The sequence below is a fragment of the Geodermatophilus sp. SYSU D00700 genome (assembly GCF_054050255.1).
Genome location: NZ_JBJGZA010000043.1, coordinates 13012 through 36354 on the forward strand (window position 1 = coordinate 13012; position 23343 = coordinate 36354).

A 23343-nucleotide genomic window follows, 5' to 3' on the forward strand; every position below is an offset into this window, starting at 1 on the left:
ACACCCGATGGCAACCGACTACTACGGCGTCCTGGGGCTGTCCCGGGGCGCGTCCGACGCCGACATCAAGAAGGCCTACCGGCGGCTGGCGCGCGACCTGCACCCCGACGTCAACCCCGATCCCGAGGCCAAGGAGCGCTTCCAGGAGGTCAGCCGCGCCTACCAGGCGCTGACCGACCCGGACAAGCGCCGCATCGTCGACCTCGGCGGCGACCCCTTCGACAGCGGTGCCGGCGCCGCCACCGGCTCGCCCTTCGGGCAGGCCGGCTTCGGCGGGCTCGGCGACATCATGGACGCCTTCTTCGGTGGCGGGGCCATGGGTGGGCGCGGCCCGCGCAGCCGGGTCCGCGCCGGGGACGACGCGCTCATCCGCATCGAGCTCGACCTCGAGCAGACGGTCTTCGGCACCACCGAGGAGATCACCGTCGACACCGCCGTGCTGTGCGGTACGTGCTCCGGCGCGGGCACCGCCCCCGGCACCCATCCGGTCACCTGCACCACCTGCTCGGGCCGTGGCGAGGTGCAGAGCGTGCAGCGCTCCTTCCTCGGCCAGGTGGTCAGCACCCGGCCGTGCCCGACCTGCGCCGGCACCGGGCAGGTCATCCCCGACCCCTGCCCCGAGTGCGGCAGCGAGGGCCGGGTGCGCGCCCGCCGCACCATCCCGGTCAAGGTGCCCGCCGGCGTCGAGGACGGCATGCGCATCCGGCTCACCGGCCGGGGCGAGGTCGGTCCCGGCGGCGGACCGGCCGGTGACCTCTACGTCGAGATCCGCGAGCGCCCGCACGAGGTCTTCACCCGCGACGGCGAGGACCTGCACTGCCACGTCAGCCTGCCGATGACCGCCGCGGCGCTGGGCACCACGCTGCCGCTGACGCTGCTCGACGGCGAGGACACCGACGTCGACGTGCGGCCGGGCACCCAGCCGGGCACCGTGCTGACGATGCGCGGCAAGGGCGCTCCGCGGCTGCGGGCGACCGGCCGGGGGAACCTGCTGGTGCACGTCGACGTGATGACGCCGACCCGCCTCGACGCCGAGCAGGAGAAGCTGCTGCGCGAGCTCGCCGCGCTCCGCGGGGAGGACCGGCGCGAGCCGGCCGCCGAGGGGCCCGGGGGGTTGTTCTCCCGGGTGCGGAACCCGTTCAGGTGAGCGCTCCGGTCACCGACGACCAGCACCCCGCGCAGGACGGCTCGCCGCTGTTCCTGCTCGACGAGCTGCCCGGGACCGCCGAGCTGCTCGTCGGCGGCGGTGAGGGCCGGCACGCCGTCGACGTCCTCCGGCTGACCCCCGGTGAGCCGGTGCGGGTCGGGGACGGCCGCGGCACCGTCGTCGAGGGGACCGTGCTCGACGCCGGCCCGTCGGGGCTGCGCGTGCAGGTGACCGCCCGCCACGAGGTGCCCGCGCCGGAGCCGGAGTTCGTCCTGGTCCAGGCGCTGCCCAAGGGCGACCGCGGTCCCCTCGCCGTCGAGCTGGCCACCGAGCTCGGCGTCGACCGGATCGTCCCGTGGGCCGCCGCCCGCTGCGTCACCCGCTGGCGCGAGGACCGGGTGGAGAAGGGCCTGGCGAAGTGGCGGGCCGCGGCGCGGGCGGCGGCCAAGCAGGCCCGCCGGCCGCGGGTGCCCGAGATCGGCGAGCTCATGACCACCCGCCAGGTGTGCGGCGAGGTCGGGGACGTCGACCTGGCGGTGGTCCTGCACGAGCAGGCCGGCCGCCGGCTGGCGGGTCTCGAGGTGCCCCGCAGCGGCACGGTCGCCGTCGTCGTCGGGCCCGAGGGCGGCCTGACCGACGGCGAGGTGGTCGCGCTGCGCGCCGCGGGCGCGCAGGCCGTGCGGCTCGGGCCGGAGGTGCTGCGCACCTCGACCGCCGGCGCGGCCGCGCTGGCCGCCCTGTCCATGCGCACCCGCTGGTCCTGACGGCGGGTCGTGCCGAGCCTGCGCCACGATCAGGTGACCTGATCGTCGGGCGTCCTCCCTCACCGCGCACCGTGAGGGAGGACGCGTTGCGGTGAGGGAGGACGTCGCCGCGCCCTAGGGTCGACGCCGTGAGCGACTGCCTGTTCTGCCGGATCGTCGCCGGGGAGATCCCCGCCGACGTGGTGCACGAGACCGACCGCACGCTGGCCTTCCGCGACGTCAACCCGCAGGCCCCCACGCACGTGCTGGTGATCCCCAAGGACCACCACCCCACGGTGGCCGCGCTGGCGCAGGCCGACCCCGACCTGCTGGGGGCCGTCGTCCGGGCCGTGTCGGCGGTCGCCGTCCAGGAGGGCCTGGCCACCGAGGACGGCGTCGAACCGGGGTACCGGGTCGTCACCAACACCGGCCCGCAGGCCGGTCAGTCGGTCGACCACGTGCACCTGCACGTCCTCGGCGGCCGCCGCATGACCTGGCCCCCGGGGTGACCCCGTGGCCGGCGGTGGCAGGGTGGCGGCATGACCGACGCCGGCAGCGCCGCTCCCGTCCGGATCGAGCGGGACGGCGACGTCGCCGTCGTCGTGCTGGACAAGCCACCGCTGAACCTGTTCGACGAGCCGGTGTTCGCCGCCTTCGAGCAGGTCGCCGCCGAGCTGGCCGCGCTCACCGCCCCGGGCCGTCCTGGCCGCGCCCGGGCGGTGCTGGTCGAGGCGCGCGGCCGGGTGGTCTCCGCCGGCGTCGACGTCCACGCCTTCCGGGACATCGCCGAGGGCCCCGACCCGGCGCAGCACGGCGCGGCGCTGTGGGCCCGGCTGCTGCGCGTGGCGCAGGCGTTCGAGGACCTGCCGGTGCCCACCGTCTTCGCCGCGCACGGGCTCACCCTCACCGCCGCCTTCGAGCTGGCGCTGGCCTGCGACGTGCTGCTGGCCGCCGAGCGGGCGTCGTTCGGCCTGGTCGAGATCGTCGTGGGGCTCACCCCGTCGATGGGCGGGCCGCAGCGGCTGGCCGAGCGGGCCGGCCCGGCGCGGGCCAAGGAGCTCGTCTTCACCGGCGAGCACTACCCGGCGGCGGTCCTGGAGCGGTGGAACGTGGTCAACCGGGTGCTGCCCGACGACGGCTTCGCCGCGGCCGCCCGCGAGTACGCCCGCCGGGTCGCCGCGGGCCCCACGGTCGCGCACGCGGCCACCAAGCGCCTCGTGACGACGGCGGTGCGGCACGGCGCGCGGGCCGCCGACGACGTCACCCCGCAGGTGTCCGGCCCGCTGTTCGCCACCGCCGACCTGCGCGGCGCCGTGGCCTCCTTCCTCGAGGAGGGGCCGGGGAAGGCCGCGTACGAGGGGCGCTGAGCGTCCTCGGGCGGGATTCCGGGTCGCGCGGCGCGGGTAGACTCGGACGGTCCGATCCCCGTGCCAGGAAGGCAGGGTCGAGGGTTCTTGCCCGACACCTCCCCGAACGTCCCCGTGCCCGGCGCCCCCACCTCGCGTGAGGCCTCCGCCCAGGCCGCCACGGCGGACGTCGCCGCCGCTCTCGCGACCCCCGCGCCGGCGGCGGTCCGCACCACCATCACCGTCCCCGACCAGGTGTCGATGGTCGCCCTCCTCGGCTCCGGCGACGAGCTGCTGCGCCTGGTCGAGAGCGAGCTCGCCGCCGACGTGCACGTGCGCGGCAACGAGATCGCGGTGACCGGCCAGCCGGCCGACAACGCCTTCGCCGTCCGCGTCTTCGACGAGCTGATCGCGCTGCTGGGCACCGGCCAGGCGCTGCGCCCGGACTCGGTGCGCCGCGTGATCGGCATGCTGCGCAGCGGCGGCTCCGAGCGCCCGGCCGACGTCCTCAGCCTGGACATCATCAGCCGCCGCGGCCGCACCATCCGGCCCAAGACGCTGAACCAGAAGCGCTACGTCGACGCGATCGACGCGCACACCGTCGTCTTCGGCATCGGCCCGGCCGGTACCGGCAAGACCTACCTGGCGATGGCCAAGGCCGTGCAGGCGCTGCAGACCAAGCAGGTCAACCGGATCATCCTCACCCGGCCCGCGGTCGAGGCCGGGGAGCGGCTGGGCTACCTGCCGGGCACGCTCAGCGAGAAGATCGACCCCTACCTGCGGCCGCTGTACGACGCGCTGCATGACATGGTCGACCCGGAGTCCATCCCGCGGCTGATGCAGTCGGGGACCATCGAGGTCGCCCCGCTGGCCTACATGCGCGGACGCACGCTCAACGACGCCTTCGTCATCCTCGACGAGGCGCAGAACACCACCGCCGAGCAGATGAAGATGTTCCTCACCCGGCTCGGTTTCGGCTCGAAGATCGTCGTCACCGGCGACGTCACCCAGGTCGACCTGCCCGGCGGCGCGCAGAGCGGTCTGAAGGTCGTGCGGGAGATCCTCGACGGCATCGAGGACGTGCACTTCGCCAACCTGACCAGCTCCGACGTCGTCCGCCACCGGCTGGTCGGCGACATCGTCGACGCCTACGAGCGCTGGGACGCCGCCCACCAGCAGAGCGGCGGCGCCCGGCCCGCCGTCCCGGCCCGGCCGGCCCGGCCCACGCGCCGGCAGGGGAGCTGAGCGCCGTGCCGGTCGAGGTGGCCAACGAGTCCGAGATCGCCGTCGACGAGGCCGAGCTGACCGGGATCTGCCGGTACGTGCTGGCCGAGATGGGCGTCAACCCGATGGCCGAGCTGTCGGTCCTGTGCGTCGACCCGGACTACATGGCGGTGCTGCACGAGCGCTGGATGGGCGAGAAGGGCCCGACCGACGTCCTGGCCTTCCCCATGGACGAGCTCGACACCTCCCGGCCCGACGACCCCGAGCCCGGCCCGGCGCTGCTCGGCGACGTCGTGCTGTGCCCCTCGGTGGCGGTCCGGCAGGCCCGCGCCGCCGGGCACACGATGGACGACGAGCTGCTGCTGCTGGCCACCCACGGCGTGCTGCACCTGCTCGGCTACGACCACATGGAGCCCGAGGAGGAGCGGGAGATGTTCGGCCTGCAGACCCGCCTGCTCGAGGGCTGGCGCACGGCCCCGCGGCAGCCGGTGACCGGCGAGCCGGCCGAACGGGGCCAGTCCTCCCGGTGAGGGCACCGCGATGAGCCCCGGTGCGGTCACCCTCCTGGTCGTCGCGATCTGCCTGGTGCCGCTGGCCGGCGCCTTCGGGGCCGTGGACGCCGCGCTGCAGCGGGTGTCGCTGGCCCGCGTCGAGGAGCTGCGCCGTGACGGCGTGCGCCGCGCGGCGGGCCTGGAGCAGGTGCTCGACGAGCGGGCCCGCGCCGTCGCGCTGCTGCTCCTGCTGCGGATCGTCTGCGAGATGGTGGCGGCGGTGCTCGTCGCCGTCGTCGTGGTGGGCAGCCTCGGGACGACGTGGCAGGCGGTGCTCGCCGCGGCCGCGGTCATGACCGTGGTCAGCTACGTGCTGGTCGGCGTCGGCCCGCGGACCCTCGGCCGCCAGCACGCCTACCCGATCGCGCTGCGCACCGCCGGGCTGGTGCGGCTGCTGGTGCGGGTCCTGGGCCCGGTCGCGACGCTGCTCATCCTGCTCGGCAACGCCATCACCCCCGGCCGCGGCTACCGCGACGGCCCGTTCTCCACCGAGGTGGAGCTGCGCGAGCTGGTCGACCTGGCCGAGGAGCGCGGCGTGGTCGAGTCCGGCGAGCGCAACATGATCCACTCGGTGTTCGAGCTGGGCGACACGATCGCCCGCGAGGTCATGGTGCCGCGCACCGACGTCGTCTGGATCGAGCGCACCAAGACCGTCCGGCAGGCCATGGCGCTGGCGCTGCGCAGCGGGTTCAGCCGGATCCCGGTGATCGGGGAGAACGTCGACGACGTCGTCGGCGTCGTCTACCTCAAGGACCTCGTCCGCCGGTCGCAGAACCTCGGGGAGAGCCGCGGGCCGAGGGTCGAGGAGCTCATGCGCCCGCCGGCGTTCGTGCCCGAGTCCAAGCCGGTCGACGAGCTGCTGCGCGACATGCAGGCCCGCCGCATCCACATCGCGATCGTCGTCGACGAGTACGGCGGGTTCGCGGGCCTGGTGACCATCGAGGACATCCTCGAGGAGATCGTCGGCGAGATAGCCGACGAGCACGACGCCGAGCAGCGGCCCCCGGTCGAGCACCTCGACGACGGCTCGGTGCGGATCACCGCCCGGCTGCCGGTCGAGGACCTCGCCGAGCTCTTCGACGTCGAGCTGCCCGGCGACGACGACGTCGAGACCGTCGGCGGCCTGCTCGCCCGCGAGCTCGGGCTGGTGCCGATCGAGGGCTCGGCCGCCGAGGTCGCCGGCCTGCGGCTGGTCGCGGAGAGCACCGGCGGGCGGCGCAACCGCATCGACACGATCCTGGTCACCCGCGTTCCCGACGCCGACCCCGAGCACCAGGCGGGGGCCAGCCGGGCCGAGGTCCCGGCGGCCGTCGAGAGCTGACGACTCCCGCGGGCATGGCAGGCTGACGCCCCGTGCCCGACCTGCAGCCCGAGGACGCCAAGCTCGTCACCCTGGCCCGCTCCGCGCGCGCCCGCACCGGCGCCGCCGAGGGGGCCGCGGTCCGCGACACCGACGGGCGGACCTACGTCGCCGCCTCGGTCGCGCTGCCCTCGCTGCGGTTGTCCGCGCTGCAGGCCGCGGTGGCCGCGGCGGTCTCCAGCGGCGTCGAGGGGCTGGAGGCGGCGGTGCTCGTCTCCGACGCCGACGCGGTCGAGCAGGAGGGCCTGGCCGCGGTGCACGACCTGACCCCGTCCGCGCCGGTGATCCTCGCCGGCCCCGACGGCGTCGTCCGCGCCACCACCTGAGGCGGGCCTCAGGCCGCCAGACCCAGCAGCAGCAGCGTCCCGCCGAAGACGAGGCCGCTGGCGACCAGGGTGACCGTCGTGTACCCGAGGATGTCGCGCATCTTCAGCCCCGCGATGGCCAGCACCGGCAGTGCCCAGAACGGCTGGATCATGTTGGTCCACTGGTCCCCGTAGGCGACCGCCATGATCGCCACGGCCGGGTCGACGCCCAACCGTTCGGCGGCGTCGAGCACGATCGGGCCCTGGACGGCGAACTGGCCGCCGCCGGACGGGACGAAGAAGTTGACCAGGCCCGCGGAGAGGAAGGTCAGCAGCCCGAAGGTCGTGGGCGACGCGACGTCGACGAAGGCGTCGGACAGCACCGTGATGAGCCCGGTGGCCGTCATGATCCCGAGGATCCCGGCGTAGAGCGGGAACTGGAGGAGGATCTCGCCGACGTTGGAGGCGGCGTTCTTGACCAGCGCGATGAGCTCGAAGGGGTTGCGGACCAGCAGCAGGATCAGCGCCAGGAAGGTCCAGTTGACGACGTCGAGGGTCGGGGTCCCCCCGTCGACGTAGTGCAGGACCAGGTAGGCGACCAGCAGCAGCCCGGTGAGCAGGGTCGGCACGCGGCTTGCGTCGACCCGGTCCGCGGGGGTGACCACCGCGTCCTCCGCGGCGGGCGCGGTGCCGTACTCGGCCCCGGCGGGCAGCGGGACGACCTTCTCGTTCCCCCGGGGGGCGGCCCAGCCGATGGCCAGCCCGACCACGACGATGGTGACCGCGGCGGCGGTCAGGTTCCACCAGGCGAAGGTCGTCTCCGTGACCGGGATCGTCCGCCCGAGCTGCTCGGCGAGGAAGGACCCCTCGGTCGCGGCGGTGAGCGGTCCCGAGCCCGAGTAGCCCATGTGCCAGATGACGTAGCCGGAGTAACCGGCCGCCACCAGCAGCGGGAAGTGCAGCCGCAGCCCCCGCTCCCGACCCTGCTCGGCCACCTCCTTGGCCAGGATCGCCCCGACGACCAGGCCCAGCCCCCACGTGATGAGCGAGGCCAGCGCCGCGACGACGAAGACGTAGATGTAGGCGCTGCGCGGGGAGCGGGGCACCCCGCCCAGCCGGACCAGGAGACGCCGCACCGGTCCGGTGTTGGCCAGGGTGTGGCCGAGCAGCAGGATGAGTGCCATCTGGGTGATGAAGGCCAGCAGCCCGGCCAGCCCGTCGCCCCAGGCGGTCACCACCTCGCGCGGCCCGGAGTCGGTGAGCAGCAGGGCCAGCAGCGCGACGACGAACGTCAGCACGATGGCGAAGACCAGCGCGCTGGGGATGTAGCGCTCGACGACGTTGTTCACCGGGCGCATCACCGCGGCCAGTCCACCCGAGCGGCCTCCGGTGCCGCGCGGGTCGCTGCCGGGGTCCGTCCTGGTCATGTGCCGCCTCCCGCGGGGCTCCGGCCCGTGCCCGGGGGCGCCGGGACGGGGCGCGGCCGACGGCCGCCGCACTCGCGATCGTGGCACCGGCCGGTCGGTTCCGCGTGCCGGTCCGCAGCCGCACCGGATGGCAGTCCTCCTGCGGTGGGCGTCGGTCCTGCCACTGGTGCCACCGGTCCGGGACGACGATCGTCGAGGCGTGACGACGCTCCTGTTCCTCCTCCTGGTCCTGCTCGTCCTGCAGTCGCTCGGCCGCCCGACCGCCCCCGTCCGCGACCGGGCCACCTCGTGGACCGAGACCGGGCAGCGTCTGGTCGCCGACGTCGTGGCCGGCGTCCGCGTGCTCAGCCGGCTCGACGCCGTTCGCCGCGACCGGATCGGCCGTCCCTGGTCCTGACCGACGCGTCCGCCCCGTCCTCCCCACCCCTGGCCCGCTCGGGGCGGGACCCGGGACGGGGCCGCACCGGGTCCCGCCCGGTGCGGCCCTCCCCCCGACGTCAGGGACGCAGCGCGGCGCGGGCCACCGGCAGCAGCGCGGCGAGCTGCACGGCGCCGCCGAGGACGCTGACCGCCACCGGGAACTCGCCGCTGGTCAGCACGAACCCGGCCAGGAAGACCGGCGCCGCCCACACGGTCACGTCGCGGCGGGCGCGGACCAGGGCCGCCGTGCCGACCAGGGTGCCGAGGATCGCGCAGAGGAGGAACGGGGTGAGCACGGCGAAGGGCGTGCCGTCCTGGACGGCGGTCCACAGCCCGGCCGCGCCGGGACCGCCGGACTCGGCGACGACGGCGGCCATGAGGCGCAGGCCGGCGAAGCCGCCACCGCCGATGGCGCCGAGGGCCAGCAGGGCCGCGGCCGCACCCGACAGCCAGGGCGCGCTGCGGCGGCCGGCCAGGGCGATCGTCGCGGCCACCGCGACCGAGGTGGCCATCGCGACGAGGTAGGCGCTCAGCGCGACCGTGTAGCGGGTGGGGTGCTCGGCCACCCCGGCGAGGAACCCGACCGCCTCGTCGCGGGGCAGGCCGGCGGGGGAGAGCGCGTACTGCACGGCCAGGGCGACCGGTGAGACGAGCGCGGCGCCGACGAGCACCCGGCGCCGGGCGTGCGGCCGGCCGGCGGCCGCCTCGGGTCCGGCCGGCTGCGCTCCCCGGACGGCGGTGGTCCGGTCCGGTGCGACGAGGCCGGCGCCGAGCTGGGTGCTGCTGGTCATGGGGGGTTCCTCCTGGTGGGCCCGGCTCCGTCGGCCGGCAGGAGGACCGTCGCCCGCCGCGCGTCCCGGGGGCATCGGGCGCCGGTCCCGACTCGCGGTGGTCCGGGTGTCCCTGGTCGCCGGGACACCGGCGTGTGCATCATGTCGCGGTGCCCAGCCCCCGGACCGCGCTCGCCGTCGCCGGGGCCGGTGCCGGGATCGCCTGCGCCGCGGCCGCCGTCGTCGTCGCGCTGACCGGCCCGGGGGAGCCCGACCTCCCCGCGCTGGCCTGGGGACTCGTGGGCGCCACCGGCTTCGGCGGGCTCGGCGCGCTGGTCGCCGCGCACCGCCCCCGCCTGGCGGCCGGCTGGCTCATGCTGCTGGTCGGCGTCTGCAGCGGCGGTGTCGCCCTGGCGACCGTGTACGCGGCGGCCACCCTGCCCGCCGACCCCGGCTCGGCCTCCGGCGCGCTCGCGTTCTGGATCTCCACCTGGCTGTGGGTCCCCGCCTACGTCCCGGTGCCCGGCCTGCTGCTGCAGGTGCTGCCCACCGGGCTCCTGCCCGGACCGCGCTGGCGGGCCGCCGCCTGGGTGTCCGCCCTCGCCTGCGTCCTGGGACCGCTGGGCTGGGCGATCACCCCCTACGCGGAGCAGGACCAGCCGCCGCCCGCCGCCTACGGCCCGGTGGAGAACCCGGTCGGGGTCCCCGGCGCCTGGGCGCTGGTCAGCGTCGCCCTGCTGCTCTTCCTGACCAGCGCGGTGCTGGGCGTGGCCTCCCTCGTCGTCCGGCTGCGGCGCAGCGCCGGGCTGGAGCGCGAGCAGGTGCTGTGGGTGCTGGCCGGCGCCCTCGGGACGGTGCTGTTCCTCGCGCTGGCCTGGGCCGTGCCCGCGGCGCAGGCGCTGCTGGTCGCGGCGGCGCTGCTGCCGCTGCCGACCGCGATCACCTGGGCGCTGGTGCGCACCCGACTCTGGGACGTCGACCGGGTGCTGGGCCGCACGCTGGTCTACCTGTCGCTGAGCCTGCTCACCCTGGCCGTCTACGGGCTGCTGCTGGTGCTGGCCGGGCGCTTCCTCGGCGCGCTCACCGGCCGGTCGGACCTGCTGGTGTTCGCCGTCGCCGCCGTGCTCGTCCAGCCCGCGCGCGACCGGCTGCAGCGGGCGGTCAACCGGCTGCTCTACGGCGAGCCCGTCGAGCCCGAGGTCGCTGTGAGCGGGCTGGGCCGGCGGGTGGACTCCGCGACCTCGCCGTCGGAGGTGCTGCCCGGCGTGGTCGAGGTGCTGGCGCGCACGCTGCGCCTGGAGCACGTCGCGCTGCGGCTGCCCGGCCGCGCGCCGGTGACCCACGGCGAGCCCGCCGGCCGGGTCGAGACCCTGCCGCTGGTCCACCAGGGCCGCCCGGTCGGGGAGCTGGACCTGGTGCTGCCGGTGGGCGGGCTCGGACCCCGGCTGCGGGCGCTGCTCGGGGAACTGGTCCGCCAGACCGCGCAGGCCGCGCACGCCGTCCTGCTCGGTGAGGAGCTGCAGCGCTCCCGCGAGTCGATCGTCACCTCCCGCGAGGAGGAGCGGCGCCGGCTGCGGCACGACCTGCACGACGACCTCGGCCCCGGGCTCGCGGCCACCGCCATGCAGCTGGAGGCCGCCGCCGAGCTGGTGCCGCTCGACCCGCACCGCGCCGCGACGATGCTCGACTCCGCCGCCGCCTACCTGCGCGGCAGCGTCGCCGAGGTGCGCCGGATCGTCGACGACCTGCAGCCGGCCGCGCTGTCCGACCTCGGGCTGGTCGGCGCCGTCCGCGCGCACGCCGCCCGGCTGGCCGACGGCGGCATCGACGTCGTCGTCGAGACCGACGGCGACCTGGGCGACCTGCCGGCCGCCGCCGAGGTCGCCGCCTTCCGGATCGTGGGAGAGGCCGTGACCAACGTCGCCCGGCACGCGCAGGCCACCCGCGTGCACGTCACCCTCGCGCACCGCGACGGCGCGCTGCACCTGTGCGTGGCCGACGACGGGATCGGTGTCCGCCCGGGCACCCGGACCGGCGTCGGGCTGGGCTCGATGCACCAGCGGGCGGCGGAGCTCGGCGGCAGCTGCACCGTGACCAGCGGCCCGGGGACCACGGTGCGCGCCGTCCTGCCGGCGGGTGCGGCGTGACCGCCCGCCGGACGACGGTGCTCGTCGTCGACGACCACCCGATGTTCCGCGAGGGGCTGGTGGCCCTGGTCGACGCGCTCGACTGGGCCGAGGTCGTGCAGGAGGCCGGGGACGCGGCGGCCGCGGTCGCCGCCGCGCGGGAGCACCGCCCGGACGTCGTGCTCATGGACCTGCACCTGCCGGCCGGCAACGGCATCGACGCGACCGCGCAGATCACCGCCGAGCTGCCCGGCACCGCGGTGCTCGTGCTGACCATGGTCGAGAACGAGGACGCCGTCGCCGCGGCACTGCGGGCCGGCGCCCGGGGTTACCTGGTCAAGGGCGCCAGCCGGGCGCAGATCTCCCGGGCGCTGGCCGCGGTCGCCGACGGCGAGACCATCCTCGGGCGGGAGGTCGGAGGCGCCCTGGCGCGGCTGGACGCCTCCGGCGACGCGCTCGCCGCCTTCCCGACCCTCACCGACCGGGAGCGGGAGGTGCTGGGCCTGCTCGCCACCGGGATGACCAACGGGCAGATCGCCGGCCGGCTGTTCCTGTCGGACAAGACGGTGCGCAACGTGGTCTCGTCGGTCTTCGCGAAGCTGCAGGTCGGCAGCCGGGCGGAGGCGGTGGCGCGGGCCCGCGACGCCGGCCTCGGGGGGGCCGCTCCGGGCCTGGGGGTCGCGCCCCCGGCGTGAGCCGGGCGCCCGCGGGTGGCGGGCGGGGGATGTCGTCGGGCAGTGGGAGACTGGTCCGGTGAGCACGCCGGAGCAGCCGTACCGCAGCGGCTTCGCCTGCCTGGTGGGCCGTCCCAACGCCGGCAAGACCACGCTGACCAACGCCATCGTCGGCGAGAAGGTCGGCATCGTCAGCAACCGGCCCCAGACCACCCGGCACGCCATCCGCGGCGTCGTCCACCGGCCCGGCGGGCAGCTCGTGCTGGTCGACACCCCGGGCCTGCACAAGCCCAAGAGCCTGCTCGGCCGCCGGCTCAACGACGTCGTCCGCGACACCCTCTCCGAGGTCGACGTCGTGGTGTTCTGCATCCCGGCCGACCAGCCGGTGGGCACCGGCGACCGGTTCATCGCCCGCCAGCTGCAGGACGTGACGGCGCCGGTGGTGGTCGTCGTCACCAAGACCGACGCCGCGTCGAAGAAGCAGGTCGCCGAGCAGCTGGTCGCCGCCAGCGCGCTGGTCGAGGCCGCCGAGGTCGTCCCGGTCAGCGCCGTGCGCGGCGACCAGGTCGAGCTGCTGGAGGACCTGCTGGTCGGCCTGCTGCCCGAGGGCCCGCCGCTGTACCCCGAGGAGCAGACCACCGACGAGGACACCGACCGGCAGATCGCCGAGCTCGTCCGCGAGGCGGCGCTGGAGAAGGTGTTCCAGGAGGTGCCGCACTCGCTCGCGGTCACCGTCGAGGAGCTCGTCCGCCGTCCCGACCCCAAGCGCGAGGGCGCGGAGCTGGTCGAGGTGCACGCGCTGCTGCACGTCGAGCGCCCGAGCCAGAAGCCGATGCTGCTGGGGAAGGGCGGGTCGGTCATCAAGGCGATCGGCACCGAGGCCCGCGCCGGCCTCGAGCAGCTGCTCGGCGCGCGCGTCCACCTCGACCTGCACGTCACCGTCCTGGGCGAGTGGCAGGACGACCCGAAGAAGCTGAACAGGCTGGGGTATTGAGCACCACACCGAAGTCGCTGTACCGCGACGAGGGGATCGTCCTGCGCACCCAGAAGCTGGGGGAGGCCGACCGGATCGTCACGGTCCTCACCCGCCGGCACGGCAAGGTGCGGGCGGTGGCCAAGGGCGTGCGCCGCACCAAGAGCAAGTTCGGCGCCCGGCTCGAGCCGTTCAGCCACGTCGACCTGCAGCTCTACACCGGCCGCACGCTCGACATCGTCAGCCAGGCCGAGTCGATCCGCTCCTACGGCCCCGGCATCGTCGCCGACTACCCGGCCTACACCGCCGGCACCGCCGTCCTCGAGACCGCCGACCGGCTCACCGCGGAGGAGAAGGAGCCCTCGCTGCGGCTGTTCCTCCTCGTCGTCGGGGCGCTGCGGGCACTGTCCGAGCGCACCCGGCCCGCCGGGCTGGTGCTCGACGCGTTCCTGCTGCGCGCGATGTCGGTGGCCGGGTGGGAGCCGGCGCTGGGCGACTGCGCGCGCTGCGGCATCGAGGGCCCGCACCGGCACTTCTCCGTCCCGGCCGGCGGCTCGGTCTGCCGCGAGTGCCGCCCGACCGGCTCGGCGATGCCCAGCCCGGTCACCATCGCGCACCTGGAGGCCCTGCTGTCGGGCGACTGGGAGCGGGCCGAGGCCAGCGAGAACGCGCAGCGCCGGGAGGGCAGCGGGCTGGTCGCCGCGCTGCTGCAGTGGCACCTCGAGCGCGGCCTGCGGTCGCTGCCGCTGGTCGACCGTGCCGACCTCGCGCCCCGGCGGGAAGCGGGCCTGCTGAGTGAGGCGTGAGGTCAAGGCGCCGGACCCGCACCGCTCCGGGGTCCGCCCGCCGGCGATCCCGGCCGACCGGGTGCCCGGCCACGTCGCGATCGTCATGGACGGCAACGGGCGGTGGGCGCAGGAGCGCGGGCTGCCGCGGACGGCGGGCCACGAGGCGGGAGAGTCCTCGCTGTTCGACTGCGTCGAGGGCGCCATCGAGCTCGGCGTGAAGGCGATCAGCGCCTACGCCTTCTCCACGGAGAACTGGCGGCGCAGCCCCGAGGAGGTCCGCTTCCTCATGGGCTTCAACCGCGACGTCATCCGCCGCCGCCGCGACGAGATGCACGCGCTGGGCGTGCGGGTGCGCTGGGCCGGCCGGCGGCCGCGGCTGTGGCGCAGTGTGGTCAAGGAGCTCGAGATCGCCGAGGAGCTCACCCGGGACAACGACGTCCTCACCCTCACGATGTGCGTCAACTACGGCGGCCGCGCCGAGATCGCCGACGCCGCCGCCGCGATCGCCCGCGAGGCCGCCGCCGGCCGGCTGGACCCGGGCAAGGTCGACGAGCGCACCGTCGCCCGGTTCCTCGACGAGCCCGACATGCCCGACGTCGACCTGTTCGTCCGCAGCTCCGGCGAGAACCGGACGAGCAACTTCCTGCTCTGGCAGTCGGCCTACGCCGAGTTCGTCTTCCTCGACACCCTCTGGCCCGACTTCGACCGCCGACACCTGTGGGCCGCCTGCGAGGAGTACGCGCGCCGCCAGCGCCGCTTCGGCAAGGCCTGAGGCGGCCTCTCCGGCGTCACCCGAAGCCGGACAGGCCGGCCTCGTCCCACCACTCCACCAGCCGCGCGAGCCCGGCCAGGCCGCCGTTGCGGATGGTCACCACGGCCTGCGTGGCGTCGTCGGTCTCGGTCCAGATGAGCACCGCGGTGTTGTCCGCGTCGACGTAGCAGGCCACCTGCCCCATGACGACGCCGTCGAGGGTCCAGTCCTGGTAGCCCTGCGAGGCCGGGCAGGTCGCCCCGTTCTCCAGCGCGGTCAGCCCCAGGCCGGTGACGTCGTCGGCGAACACAGCGTCGGCGGTCTGGCCGTCGGGGTAGAGGAAGAACCGCGCGGTCCGCGGGCCGGCGGCACTGACCGCGGGACCGCAGTCGACCGCGGCCACGTCGCCGTCCCCGGCGGACGGCGCCGGCCGGCACCCGGGCGCGTCGAAGTCGGCCGGGACGATCGCGAGCAGCGCGTCGTGCTGCGGTCCGGGCACCGGCCGGTCGGGCGGGTCCGCGGCCGGGGCGCCGCCGGAGCCGGCGGTCAGCACGACGACCACGAGCACCGCGGCCAGCAGCGCCGCCGCCGTCAGCAGCGCGGCCGGCAGCAGCGGACGGCGGCCGGCCGGGGGCGGGGCCGGCGGCGCGGCTGGGAGCGGCGGGCTCTGCGGAGGGCGGGGCGCCGCGGCAGCGGCGACGGATGGCCCCGGCGGTGGCGCGGCCGGGCGGGTGTGGGCGACCGGCGGGACGGCGGCGGGCGGGGTCAGCGCCCGCCGGGCGGCCGCGGCCAGCGCGCCCGCCGAGGGCCAGCGGTCGGCGGGGTCCTTGGCCAGGCCGCGGGCCACCACCGCGTCTAGGGCAGGAGGGACGCCGGGGCGCAGCCGCGACACCGGGGGCGGGACCTCGTTGAGGTGCGCCCACATCTGTGGCGCCAGGCCGGTGACCGGGAACGGGCGTCGCCCGGTCAGCGCCTCGAACAGCACGCAGGCCAGCGAGTAGACGTCGGCGCGCGCGTCGGCCGGCCGCTCGAGGAACCGCTCGGGGGCCATGTAGTCGGCGGAGCCGACCGCCGAGCCCACTTGCGTCAGCGCCGTCGCGCCGCCGTCACCGGCGATCGACCGGGCGATGCCGAAGTCGACGAGGTAGACGAACTCGTCGTCCCCGGTGCCGCTGAGCAGCACGTTGCTCGGCTTGACGTCGCGGTGCACCAACCCCTCGGCGTGCGCGGCGTCGAGGGCGTGCGCCACCTGGCCGACGACCGACACCGCCCGCGCCGGCGCCAGCGGACCCTCCTCGGAGATCACCGTGGCCAGGTCGCGCCCGCGGACCAGCCGCATGTCCAGGAAGAGCCGGCCGTCGATCTCGCCGTAGCGGTGGATGGGCACGACGTGCGGCTCGGACAGCCGGGCCGCGGCGTGCGCCTCCCGGCGGAACCGCTCCCGGTACCCGCGCTCGGTGGCGAGGTCCTCGGCGAGCACCTTGAGGGCGACGGTCCGCTGCTGCTCGGTGTCGAAGGCCCGGTACACCTCGCCCATACCGCCCCGGCCGATGCGCTCCTCGAGCCGGTAGGGGCCGAACTGCCGCAACTCCACCCGCGACCTCCCGCACCGGTGGCCGAGCCGGGGAGCCGGCCCCGACGGACGTCGCGGCGCAGTCTAGGGGCGCCCGGGGGCCCCGGACGCGCCCCTCCGCGTGGGCCGGGACAACGGTTCGGGAGACCGCGCCGGAATCCGTTGACAGCCCGCCGACCCCGCCCGACAGTGGCGGCTCCCCGACAGAGGACGGACGCCCCCACCGTGAGCGAGAGCACCGCCGCGCCCCCGCACGCCCAGCACCAGCCGCACCGGCCCGGCGACCTGACCGACGCCCTGGTCGCCACCGACCTGTGGACCGACCAGATGGTGGCCGAGGCCGGCATCCCCGTCGTCGACGTCCCCTTCGTCACCGTCGGCGGTGGCGTGGGGTCGTTCGTGCTCGTCGACTACCTGCGCATCTGCGGTGTCCCCACCGACGCCATCCGTGTCCTGACGCAGCAGCGCACCCCGTGGGAGAGCTACGAGTACCTGACGGCGGTCTCCCAGATCCCGCGCGGTGAGCGGCTGCGCTCGGACTCCTCCGGCACCCCGGACAACATCTGGGGCTTCCCCGGCTACGCCATCCGCGAGGCGCTGCAGGGGGACCTCAAGCAGGCCTGGAACGTGCTCGTCGAGCCGGTCCTCGCCGACTACTACACGCCGAAGGCCGGGATGGTCTTCGACGCGATGGAGAAGGAGATGTACCGGATCCGGTGGCCGGAGATGGTCGTCCCCGGCCAGGTCCGGATGACCCGCCGGCGGGTCGGCGGCGGGTACTTCACCGTGCTCACCCCGCCGGAGGGCGCGACGCCCACCCGGCGGATCGCCTACCGCAGCCAGTTCGTGCACATCGCTGTCGGCTACCCGGGCCTGCGCTTCCTGCCCGACCTGCAGGAGTATCGGGCGGAGCACAACGACTACAGCCGGGTGGTCAACGCCTACGAGCCGCACGAGCACGTCTACGAGCGGATGCAGCAGCGGCCCGGCACCGTGCTGGTCCGCGGCGGCGGCATCGTCGCCTCCCGCGTCCTGCAGCGGCTCATCGACGACCGCGACCGGCGCGGCCTGAACACCCAGATCGTGCACCTGTTCCGCACCTACGTGGACAGGCCGCACGGGCCGAGCCTCTTCATGCGCCGGAAGGGCGCCGACGGCTGGGCCTACCAGGGCTTCAACTGGCCCAAGTCGACCTGGGGCGGCCAGCTGCGGTCCCGGATGTCCCGGCTTGAGGGCGAGGAGCGCGCCCGGATCTACAAGGTCATGGGCGGCACCAACACCCCGGTGCGCAAGGACTGGCAGGAGCAGCTCGCCCGCGGCCGGCAGCAGGGCTGGTACCGCGTCGTCATCGGCCAGATCGACGGGATGCGGCCGGTCGGCGACCTGGTCGAGGTGTCGGTGAACAGCGACCAGGGCCCCCAGGTGGGCACCTTCGACCACGTCATCGACTGCACCGGCCTGGAGGCCGACATCCGCGAGCACCGCGTGCTGGCCGACCTGCTCGACCACTCCAACGCCCAGCGCAACCCGCTCGGCCGCCTCGACGTCCGGCCCGACTTCGAGGTCACCGGCACCCGCAACGGCGGCAAGCTCTACGCCTCGGGCAGCGCCACGCTCGGTGGCTACTTCGCCGGCGTGGACAGCTTCCTCGGCCTGCTCGTGGCCGCGCAGGAGATCACCGACGACCTCGTGGCCCAGGGGTTCGCCCGGAAGCTCACCCCGGGGCGGTCCACCAGCCAGTGGTGGAAGTGGGTCCGCAACACCACCATCTGACGCCCCCTCCCGACGTCGTCTGCGAGAGAGACACCCGTGATCCCCACCCTGAACGGCCGCATCCAGACCCGGGTCTTCCTGCTGGCCACCGTCGGCGTCCTGTGGACGCTCGTGCTCACCCCCCTGCTGCCGACCGGGGCGTCGCTCGGTGCGTCCTACGGGGCCACCTTCTCGGTGCTGCTGATCGTCACCGTGCTGGGCGTGCTCTGGGAGCTCGTCTACCACGGTCTGCAGCAGTTCCGGTGGGAGAAGGACTGGCCGACGTTCTTCACCCTCGTCACCGGCATCCCGGAGGGGCTGCTGGTCTGGTTCCTGCTGGCCGGCGGCGCCACCTGGGTCGACAGCATGCCGGGCCCGGCGTTCGTCATCCTGTTCTCGACCACCTGGCTGCTGGTGTTCCTCGTCGCCAACGGCCCGATGCGCGTGCCGTTCGTGCACTGGCGGAACCAGGGCGGGAGACTCATCTGATGTCGAGTCCCCCGCCTCCGCTCCTCGGTCCCGACACGGCGGGGGCCACGGTCACTCCCTTCGACCAGGTCGCGGTCCGCGTGGCGCCGGGCCCCGACCTCGTCGTCCGGCTGCCCGGCGTGCTCCTCGTCGTGGCGGTCACCACCCAGCCCGCCGCGGCCGCCCCGCCGCCGCCCCGGCCCGCCCTGGCGGGCTGGGGGCCGGCGCCGGTACCGGCCCCGCCCGTGGCCGCGCCGGCCGGTGACGCGCCCGTCGGTGAGCTCGTCGCCCTCTGCCGCCGGGTCTCCGCCGCCGGATCGCGCGCTCCCGGCGTGCGGCTGCACGAGGAGCTGCGCAGCTGGCTGGGCACCGTCGCCGACCCGCCGTCGTTCGCCGTGGTCGCCGCCACCGAAGACGGGCTGGCGCTCGTGCTCGTCGGCGGCGGGGCCGCCGAGGTGCCCGACCTCGGGCTGCGGCTGACCGCGGCGCAGGGGGAGCGGCAGGACGACGGGACGGAGGTCCTCGACCGCTTCGTCACCTGGCCGCCGGCGGCGCTGCACGTGTCGGCCGGCTCGCCGGTGACCACGGCGCCGCACCCGCTGGCCGACCTCGTGGCGGGCGTCGTCCCCGGCGCGGCGGCGGTGCTGTCGCCGGCACCGGCGCCCTCGGCGGCGCCCCTGCCGCCGGCCGGGACGGGGGTCGGCCGCCTCCCCGCGCCGCACGCGGCGACGCCGCAGCAGCCCCCGCCACCGCCGGTGCCGGCTCCGGGAGGTGCCCTCGGGGGATCCGCCGCCGCCCCGCCTCCGTCCCTCGAGAAGGCAGCCCCGCTGCCCCCCGCGCCGGAGCTGCCCGCGCCCAAGAAGTCGGCGCGGCTGTTCGACGCGCCGCCCGAGGCCGAGCCGCCCCGCGAGCCCCTGCCGATCCCCGGCGCCGAGCCGGCGTCGGCCCCGGCAGCCGAGCCGGAGGACGACCGGCCGAGGGTCAAGGGCATCGTCTGCAAGAACGGTCACCTCAACGACCCCCGTGTGAGCTTCTGCGCGCTGTGCGGCATCCGCACGACCCAGCAGACGACCGTGCTGGTCGAGGGCGTCCGCCCGCCGCTGGGCCTGCTCGTGTTCGACGACGGCGCGACGGTCAGCCTCGACGCGGACTACCTGCTGGGCCGGGAGCCGGAGACCGACGCGCGCGTCGCCTCCGGCGAGCTGCGGCCCCTTCTGGTCGTCGACCCGACCGGCGGTGTCAGCCGGCACCACGCCGAGGTCCGTCTCGAGGGGTGGGACGTGCTGCTGGTCGACACCGGCTCGGCCAACGGCACGCTCGTCGCCCCGCGCGGGGCGCCGGGGTGGGGGTCGCTGGTGCCCCACCAGCCGGTCCGACTGACCCCGGGCATGGCGGTCCGCATGGGCGGCCGCCAGTTCGCCTTCGAGTCCCCGCACGGCGCCTACTGACCCGTCCACCGCGCACGGTCCGGCGCCCGTCCTCCGTCCGGGGGACGGGCGCCGCTGTGTCGCCGGGGTCCGGCGCGCGGTCGTGCTCTGCCCCCGGTACGGACCAGAGCACGACCGTCCGCAGCTGCACCCCGGGCGCCGGGCCGGAGCCTCCGCAGACCCCCGGACGCGACGGAGCCCGCGTCCCCGAACGGGACGCGGGCTCCGCAGCGCGGGCGGGACGCTCAGACGGTGCCGGGCCGGGCGGCGATGCCGGCGAGGGTCTCGTCCATGTCCCGGTCGGCGTCGGCCGTGCCGGCGTGCACCAGGAGGATCGGCGTCAGGTCGTCCGCGGCCGGGAGGGGCCCGGCACCCGCCGGCGCCACCAGCAGCGAGGGCAGCGCCTGGCTCTCCGGCTCCACCTGCACCCCGGCCCGGCGCAGCGAGTCGGCCACGCTCCGCTTGACCGTCCGGCGGCCCTCGCCGGCGCGCAGCTGCAGCGGCACAGAGCGGCCGAGGGAGGCGTGGGCGGCCAGCCGCAGCGCGGCCCGCCCGTCGGCGCCGCCGTCCTGGACGACCGCCACCGGGCCCTGCGGCTGCAGCACCGCCGATCCCAGCTCCCCGGACACGGTGACCACCGAGCCGTGCAGCGACGGCGGCCAGGGGGTGCCGGAGCCGTCCGCGGTCAGCGCCTCCTCGACGATGCCCCAGCCGCTGCGCACCAGGACGACGTCGGCGTCGCTGCTGCCGGCGAGGTCGGCGACCTCCGCCCACGGGTCCTCGCTGAAGCGTGAGGCCACCGACGCCTTGAGCCCGCGGGCCTCGACCTGCCGGGCCAGCGTCCGCAGCTCGCCGGCGACGGTCGCCATGAGCTCCAGGTCGGCGCCCAGGCCCGAGGAGACCTCCGGCTTGGGTCGCGAGCGCCGCACGACGCGGGTGAGCACCACCTGCGCCGGCTGCTCGCGGCCGACCAGGTCGCAGGCGAGGTCGACCAGGCCGGCGTCGCGGTCGACGTCGTCCACCACGACGACGACCGTGTAGGCCTCGGTGAGGCCCATCTCGGCGCGCTCGGCCGCGGCGATGTCGCGGTCGAGGATCCGTTGCGGGTAGATGACGTTGAGCAGCGGCGAGGTCATCACCGTGGTGACGACGGCCATGATGACCATGAGCGTGAACATCTCGGCGTCGAGCACGCCCTGCTGGACGCCGATGTTGAGGATGACCAGCTCGGTCAGCCCGCGGGTGTTCATCAGCGTCGCCAGCGCGCTGGCCTGCCGGTGCGGCACCTTCTGCGCGCGGGCCGCCGCGTACGCGCCGATGAACTTGCCGGAGATGGCCACCAGCAGGATCAGCGCCAGCTCGCCGAGGCCGGTGAGGTCGATGGCACCGATGTCGACCTGCAGGCCGGTGACCACGAAGAAGACCGGCAGCAGGAGCAGCACGCTCACCTGCTCGAGCCGGTCGATGATCTCGTGGTTGAGCCGGGCGGCGCCCTTGCGCGGCATGACCACGCCGAAGAGGAAGGCGCCGAAGATGAAGTGGATGCCGATCTCCTCGGCCACCCAGGCGCTGGTCAGGATGCCGATCAGGACGCCGGCCAGCATCTCCGGGGTCAGCTGCCCCAGCCGCTCGTAGCGGGTGACCAGCACCCGCAGCAGCGGCTTGACGACCAGGAACATGACCAGGGCGAAGACCACCGACAGGCTCAGGATCAGCGCGACACCGGTGAACGACGTCGCCGCCACGATCGCCACGACGACGGCCAGCAGGCACCACGCGAGGACGTCGTCGACCGCGGCGCAGGCCAGGGCCAGCACGCCGGTGGGGATCCGGTGCATCTGCCGCTCGGCGAGGATGCGGGCGAGCACCGGGAACGCGGTGATCGACATCGCGACACCGAGGAAGAGCGCGAACCCGAGGTAGGAGATCGCCGCGGTGGAGCCGTCCTCCGCGGTGAAGACGTCGTGGTTGGTGTGCAGGTACGTGGCCAGCAGCACGCCGAGCGCGAACGGCAGGAGGATCGAGGCCAGCGACACCGAGACGGCGATCTTCTCCCGCCCGCGGATGAACGACAGGTCGACCTCGAGGCCGATGAGGAACATGAACAGCACCAGGCCCAGCTGCGCCAGCACGTTGAGGAACGGCCGGATGTCCGGCGGGAACAGCAGGGTGTCGAGGTCGCCGGGCAGGGCGCCCAGCAGGGTCGGCCCGAGCAGGATGCCGGCGACGATCTCGCCGATCACCGCCGGCTGGCCGACCCAGCGGGCGAGTCGGCCCATCAGGCGGGCGAGGACCATGATCACGGCCAGGTCGATGAAGACGTAGGCGACGATCTCTGCGACGGGGCGCGGCTCCACGAGATCTCCGGATGACGTGTACGGGTGGGTGGCAGGGCCGCCCGGGGACTGTCGCGACCGCGGTGCGGTCGCGGGCCGGCCGAGGGCTCCCGGGCGGCGACGGGCGCGGAGCGTAACGGCGGTCTGCGCGGTGTGGGGTGCTTCGCCGCGCGGTGACGGGGCCCATCTCGCGGGGCGGATCGGGTTCCCGGACGGCGGTGCGGCAGGCACACTGTGCCGCTGCCGCGTCGCGGCGTCCCGGTCGTTCCGGGGGGAGAGCAGCGTTTCAGGAGGACAGGGATGGATGCCGTCGGCCTGGTGGGCCCGGCGCCCGCCACCATCGCGGACTACCAGGTGGTCCGCGTGCTCGGTGAGGGCAACAACGGCCGCTTCTACCTCGCCCGCCCGCCGGCGCGCCTGGGCCTGCCCGACGAGTACGTCGCGGTGAAGGTGTTCACCGGCACGCACAGCGAGCAGGCCTACGAGCGCGGGGTCCGGGAGCTGCGGGCCTTCGCCCAGGTGGCCTCGCCCTACCTGGTCAAGGTCTACGACGCGGTGCTGCAGGACAGCTTCCTGTACGCCATGGAGTACTGCCCGCTCGGCTCGCTGGCCGCGCCGGCCCGCCCGCTGGGCCGCGGTGAGGTGCTGCGGGCGGTGGCGCACGCCGCCCACGCCGCGCACGCGCTGCACGAGGCCGGCCTGACCCACGGTGACATCAAGCCGGCCAACATCCTGCTGACCGAGGACGGCGGCAAGCTCTCCGACCTCGGCCTGGCCCGCTACCTCGCGCCGGGCGTCACGCTGACCGGCATGGCCAGCGCCGCCTCCGTCGAGTACCTCGACCCGGCGCTGCTGCGCGGCGACCGGCCCTCGCGCGCCACGGAGGTCTTCGCCCTGGGCGCCACGCTCAACCGGGCCCTCACCGGCACCGGCCTCTACGGCGAGCTCCCCGACGGTGAGCCGCTGCTGGCGATCCGCCGGGTGATGAACGCCGAGCCGGCGATCAGCCCCGGCCTGACCGACGACGAGGCCGCGCTGGTGTCCGCCTGCCTGGCGCCGGTCGGTCAGCGCCCCGCGACCGCACTGCAGGTGGCCGAGCGCCTCGACGCGCTGGCGGCGGCCGCCCGCGCCTGACCGCGGGCGGCCGCACACGACGAGGGCCCCGTCCCCACCGGCCGGTGG

22 protein-coding genes are annotated in these 23343 nt (G+C 75.4%); 18 read left to right on the forward strand and 4 right to left on the reverse strand.

The window, feature by feature from the left end; translation table 11 throughout:
- Nucleotides 1-7: 7 nt before the first annotated feature.
- The 8 genes from dnaJ to ACI79V_RS21225 all read left to right on the forward strand — a co-directional run bounded on the left by dnaJ (nucleotide 8) and on the right by ACI79V_RS21225 (nucleotide 6697).
- Complete coding sequence (dnaJ, locus tag ACI79V_RS21190) at nucleotides 8-1147, forward strand: molecular chaperone DnaJ (RefSeq protein WP_456892459.1); 1140 nt, start codon at nucleotides 8-10, stop codon at nucleotides 1145-1147.
- Complete coding sequence (locus ACI79V_RS21195) at nucleotides 1144-1911, forward strand: 16S rRNA (uracil(1498)-N(3))-methyltransferase (RefSeq protein WP_456892461.1); 768 nt, start codon at nucleotides 1144-1146, stop codon at nucleotides 1909-1911. Before dnaJ ends, ACI79V_RS21195 begins: the two co-directional genes overlap by 4 nt.
- A gap of 128 nt (nucleotides 1912-2039) precedes the next feature.
- Nucleotides 2040-2399: a histidine triad nucleotide-binding protein gene (locus ACI79V_RS21200; RefSeq protein WP_456877567.1), complete on the forward strand. Its 360-nt coding sequence runs from the start codon at nucleotides 2040-2042 to the stop codon at nucleotides 2397-2399.
- Between the two features lie 30 nt (nucleotides 2400-2429).
- Nucleotides 2430-3257, forward strand: a complete 828-nt coding sequence (locus ACI79V_RS21205) for an enoyl-CoA hydratase/isomerase family protein (RefSeq protein WP_456892463.1) — start codon at nucleotides 2430-2432, stop codon at nucleotides 3255-3257.
- A gap of 87 nt (nucleotides 3258-3344) precedes the next feature.
- Complete coding sequence (locus tag ACI79V_RS21210) at nucleotides 3345-4481, forward strand: PhoH family protein (protein ID WP_456877569.1); 1137 nt, start codon at nucleotides 3345-3347, stop codon at nucleotides 4479-4481.
- 5 nt (nucleotides 4482-4486) lie between these two features.
- Nucleotides 4487-4990, forward strand: coding sequence for an rRNA maturation RNase YbeY (gene ybeY, locus ACI79V_RS21215; protein WP_456892465.1), 504 nt, complete (start codon nucleotides 4487-4489; stop codon nucleotides 4988-4990).
- 10 nt (nucleotides 4991-5000) lie between these two features.
- On the forward strand, nucleotides 5001-6332 hold the full coding sequence (locus tag ACI79V_RS21220) for a hemolysin family protein (protein WP_456892467.1): 1332 nt from the start codon (nucleotides 5001-5003) through the stop codon (nucleotides 6330-6332).
- Between the two features lie 32 nt (nucleotides 6333-6364).
- Nucleotides 6365-6697, forward strand: a complete 333-nt coding sequence (locus ACI79V_RS21225; protein WP_456892468.1) for a cytidine deaminase — start codon at nucleotides 6365-6367, stop codon at nucleotides 6695-6697.
- Between the two features lie 8 nt (nucleotides 6698-6705).
- Here the strand turns inward: ACI79V_RS21225 and ACI79V_RS21230 are convergent, their stop codons facing one another.
- Nucleotides 6706-8103, reverse strand: a complete 1398-nt coding sequence (locus tag ACI79V_RS21230; RefSeq protein WP_456892470.1) for a short-chain fatty acid transporter — start codon at nucleotides 8101-8103, stop codon at nucleotides 6706-6708.
- A 199-nt stretch (nucleotides 8104-8302) separates the two neighbouring features.
- Here ACI79V_RS21230 and ACI79V_RS21235 point away from each other — a divergent pair, with 199 nt between their 5' ends.
- Nucleotides 8303-8500, forward strand: coding sequence for a hypothetical protein (locus tag ACI79V_RS21235; protein WP_456892472.1), 198 nt, complete (start codon nucleotides 8303-8305; stop codon nucleotides 8498-8500).
- A gap of 100 nt (nucleotides 8501-8600) precedes the next feature.
- On the opposite strand, the gene ACI79V_RS21240 is transcribed toward ACI79V_RS21235, so the two are convergent.
- A complete protein-coding gene (locus tag ACI79V_RS21240; RefSeq protein WP_456877573.1) occupies nucleotides 8601-9314 on the reverse strand; it encodes a hypothetical protein in 714 nt (237 codons plus the stop codon).
- A gap of 149 nt (nucleotides 9315-9463) precedes the next feature.
- Between ACI79V_RS21240 and ACI79V_RS21245 the strand changes: the two genes are divergently transcribed.
- The 5 genes from ACI79V_RS21245 to ACI79V_RS21265 are packed head-to-tail and all read left to right on the forward strand — an operon-like array spanning nucleotide 9464 to nucleotide 14626.
- Nucleotides 9464-11440 (forward strand): histidine kinase, encoded by a 1977-nt coding sequence (locus ACI79V_RS21245; RefSeq protein WP_456892473.1) that lies wholly within the window; start codon nucleotides 9464-9466, stop codon nucleotides 11438-11440.
- Complete coding sequence (locus ACI79V_RS21250) at nucleotides 11437-12114, forward strand: response regulator transcription factor (RefSeq protein WP_456892475.1); 678 nt, start codon at nucleotides 11437-11439, stop codon at nucleotides 12112-12114. The genes ACI79V_RS21245 and ACI79V_RS21250 overlap by 4 nt, the downstream gene beginning before the upstream one ends.
- 58 nt (nucleotides 12115-12172) lie before the next feature.
- Nucleotides 12173-13087: a GTPase Era gene (gene era / locus ACI79V_RS21255; protein WP_456892477.1), complete on the forward strand. Its 915-nt coding sequence runs from the start codon at nucleotides 12173-12175 to the stop codon at nucleotides 13085-13087.
- A complete protein-coding gene (gene recO, locus ACI79V_RS21260) occupies nucleotides 13084-13872 on the forward strand; it encodes a DNA repair protein RecO (protein ID WP_456892479.1) in 789 nt (262 codons plus the stop codon). The genes era and recO overlap by 4 nt, the downstream gene beginning before the upstream one ends.
- Complete coding sequence (locus ACI79V_RS21265; RefSeq protein ID WP_456892481.1) at nucleotides 13862-14626, forward strand: isoprenyl transferase; 765 nt, start codon at nucleotides 13862-13864, stop codon at nucleotides 14624-14626. The genes recO and ACI79V_RS21265 overlap by 11 nt, the downstream gene beginning before the upstream one ends.
- A gap of 16 nt (nucleotides 14627-14642) precedes the next feature.
- On the opposite strand, the gene ACI79V_RS21270 is transcribed toward ACI79V_RS21265, so the two are convergent.
- Complete coding sequence (locus tag ACI79V_RS21270) at nucleotides 14643-16199, reverse strand: serine/threonine-protein kinase (protein WP_456892483.1); 1557 nt, start codon at nucleotides 16197-16199, stop codon at nucleotides 14643-14645.
- A 204-nt stretch (nucleotides 16200-16403) separates the two neighbouring features.
- On the opposite strand from ACI79V_RS21270, the gene ACI79V_RS21275 reads away from it, so the two are divergent.
- The 3 genes from ACI79V_RS21275 to ACI79V_RS21285 are packed head-to-tail and all read left to right on the forward strand — an operon-like array spanning nucleotide 16404 to nucleotide 19846.
- Nucleotides 16404-17951, forward strand: a complete 1548-nt coding sequence (locus ACI79V_RS21275; protein WP_456877580.1) for a hypothetical protein — start codon at nucleotides 16404-16406, stop codon at nucleotides 17949-17951.
- 36 nt (nucleotides 17952-17987) lie between these two features.
- Nucleotides 17988-18419: a hypothetical protein gene (locus ACI79V_RS21280; RefSeq protein ID WP_456892485.1), complete on the forward strand. Its 432-nt coding sequence runs from the start codon at nucleotides 17988-17990 to the stop codon at nucleotides 18417-18419.
- Nucleotides 18419-19846: an FHA domain-containing protein gene (locus tag ACI79V_RS21285; RefSeq protein ID WP_456892488.1), complete on the forward strand. Its 1428-nt coding sequence runs from the start codon at nucleotides 18419-18421 to the stop codon at nucleotides 19844-19846. Before ACI79V_RS21280 ends, ACI79V_RS21285 begins: the two co-directional genes overlap by 1 nt.
- A gap of 224 nt (nucleotides 19847-20070) precedes the next feature.
- Here the strand turns inward: ACI79V_RS21285 and ACI79V_RS21290 are convergent, their stop codons facing one another.
- Nucleotides 20071-22182, reverse strand: coding sequence for a cation:proton antiporter (locus ACI79V_RS21290; protein WP_456892490.1), 2112 nt, complete (start codon nucleotides 22180-22182; stop codon nucleotides 20071-20073).
- A gap of 279 nt (nucleotides 22183-22461) precedes the next feature.
- On the opposite strand from ACI79V_RS21290, the gene ACI79V_RS21295 reads away from it, so the two are divergent.
- The gene (locus ACI79V_RS21295; protein ID WP_456892491.1) at nucleotides 22462-23295 is read left to right on the forward strand and encodes a protein kinase domain-containing protein; all 834 of its coding nucleotides are present in this window, start codon (nucleotides 22462-22464) and stop codon (nucleotides 23293-23295) included.
- The last annotated feature ends 48 nt before the right edge of the window (nucleotides 23296-23343 follow it).

What these genes read in the sequence shown, in the direction of transcription:
- ACI79V_RS21295 (WP_456892491.1), top strand. Translation starts at nt 22,462, where the DNA reads ATGGATGCCGTCGGCCTGGTGGGCCCGGCGCCCGCCACCATCGCGGAC.
- ACI79V_RS21240 (WP_456877573.1), bottom strand. Translation starts at nt 9,314, where the DNA reads ATGACCAGCAGCACCCAGCTCGGCGCCGGCCTCGTCGCACCGGACCGG.
- dnaJ (WP_456892459.1), top strand. Translation starts at nt 8, where the DNA reads ATGGCAACCGACTACTACGGCGTCCTGGGGCTGTCCCGGGGCGCGTCC.
- ACI79V_RS21285 (WP_456892488.1), top strand. Translation starts at nt 18,419, where the DNA reads ATGTCGAGTCCCCCGCCTCCGCTCCTCGGTCCCGACACGGCGGGGGCC.
- ACI79V_RS21220 (WP_456892467.1), top strand. Translation starts at nt 5,001, where the DNA reads ATGAGCCCCGGTGCGGTCACCCTCCTGGTCGTCGCGATCTGCCTGGTG.
- ACI79V_RS21205 (WP_456892463.1), top strand. Translation starts at nt 2,430, where the DNA reads ATGACCGACGCCGGCAGCGCCGCTCCCGTCCGGATCGAGCGGGACGGC.
- ACI79V_RS21230 (WP_456892470.1), bottom strand. Translation starts at nt 8,103, where the DNA reads ATGACCAGGACGGACCCCGGCAGCGACCCGCGCGGCACCGGAGGCCGC.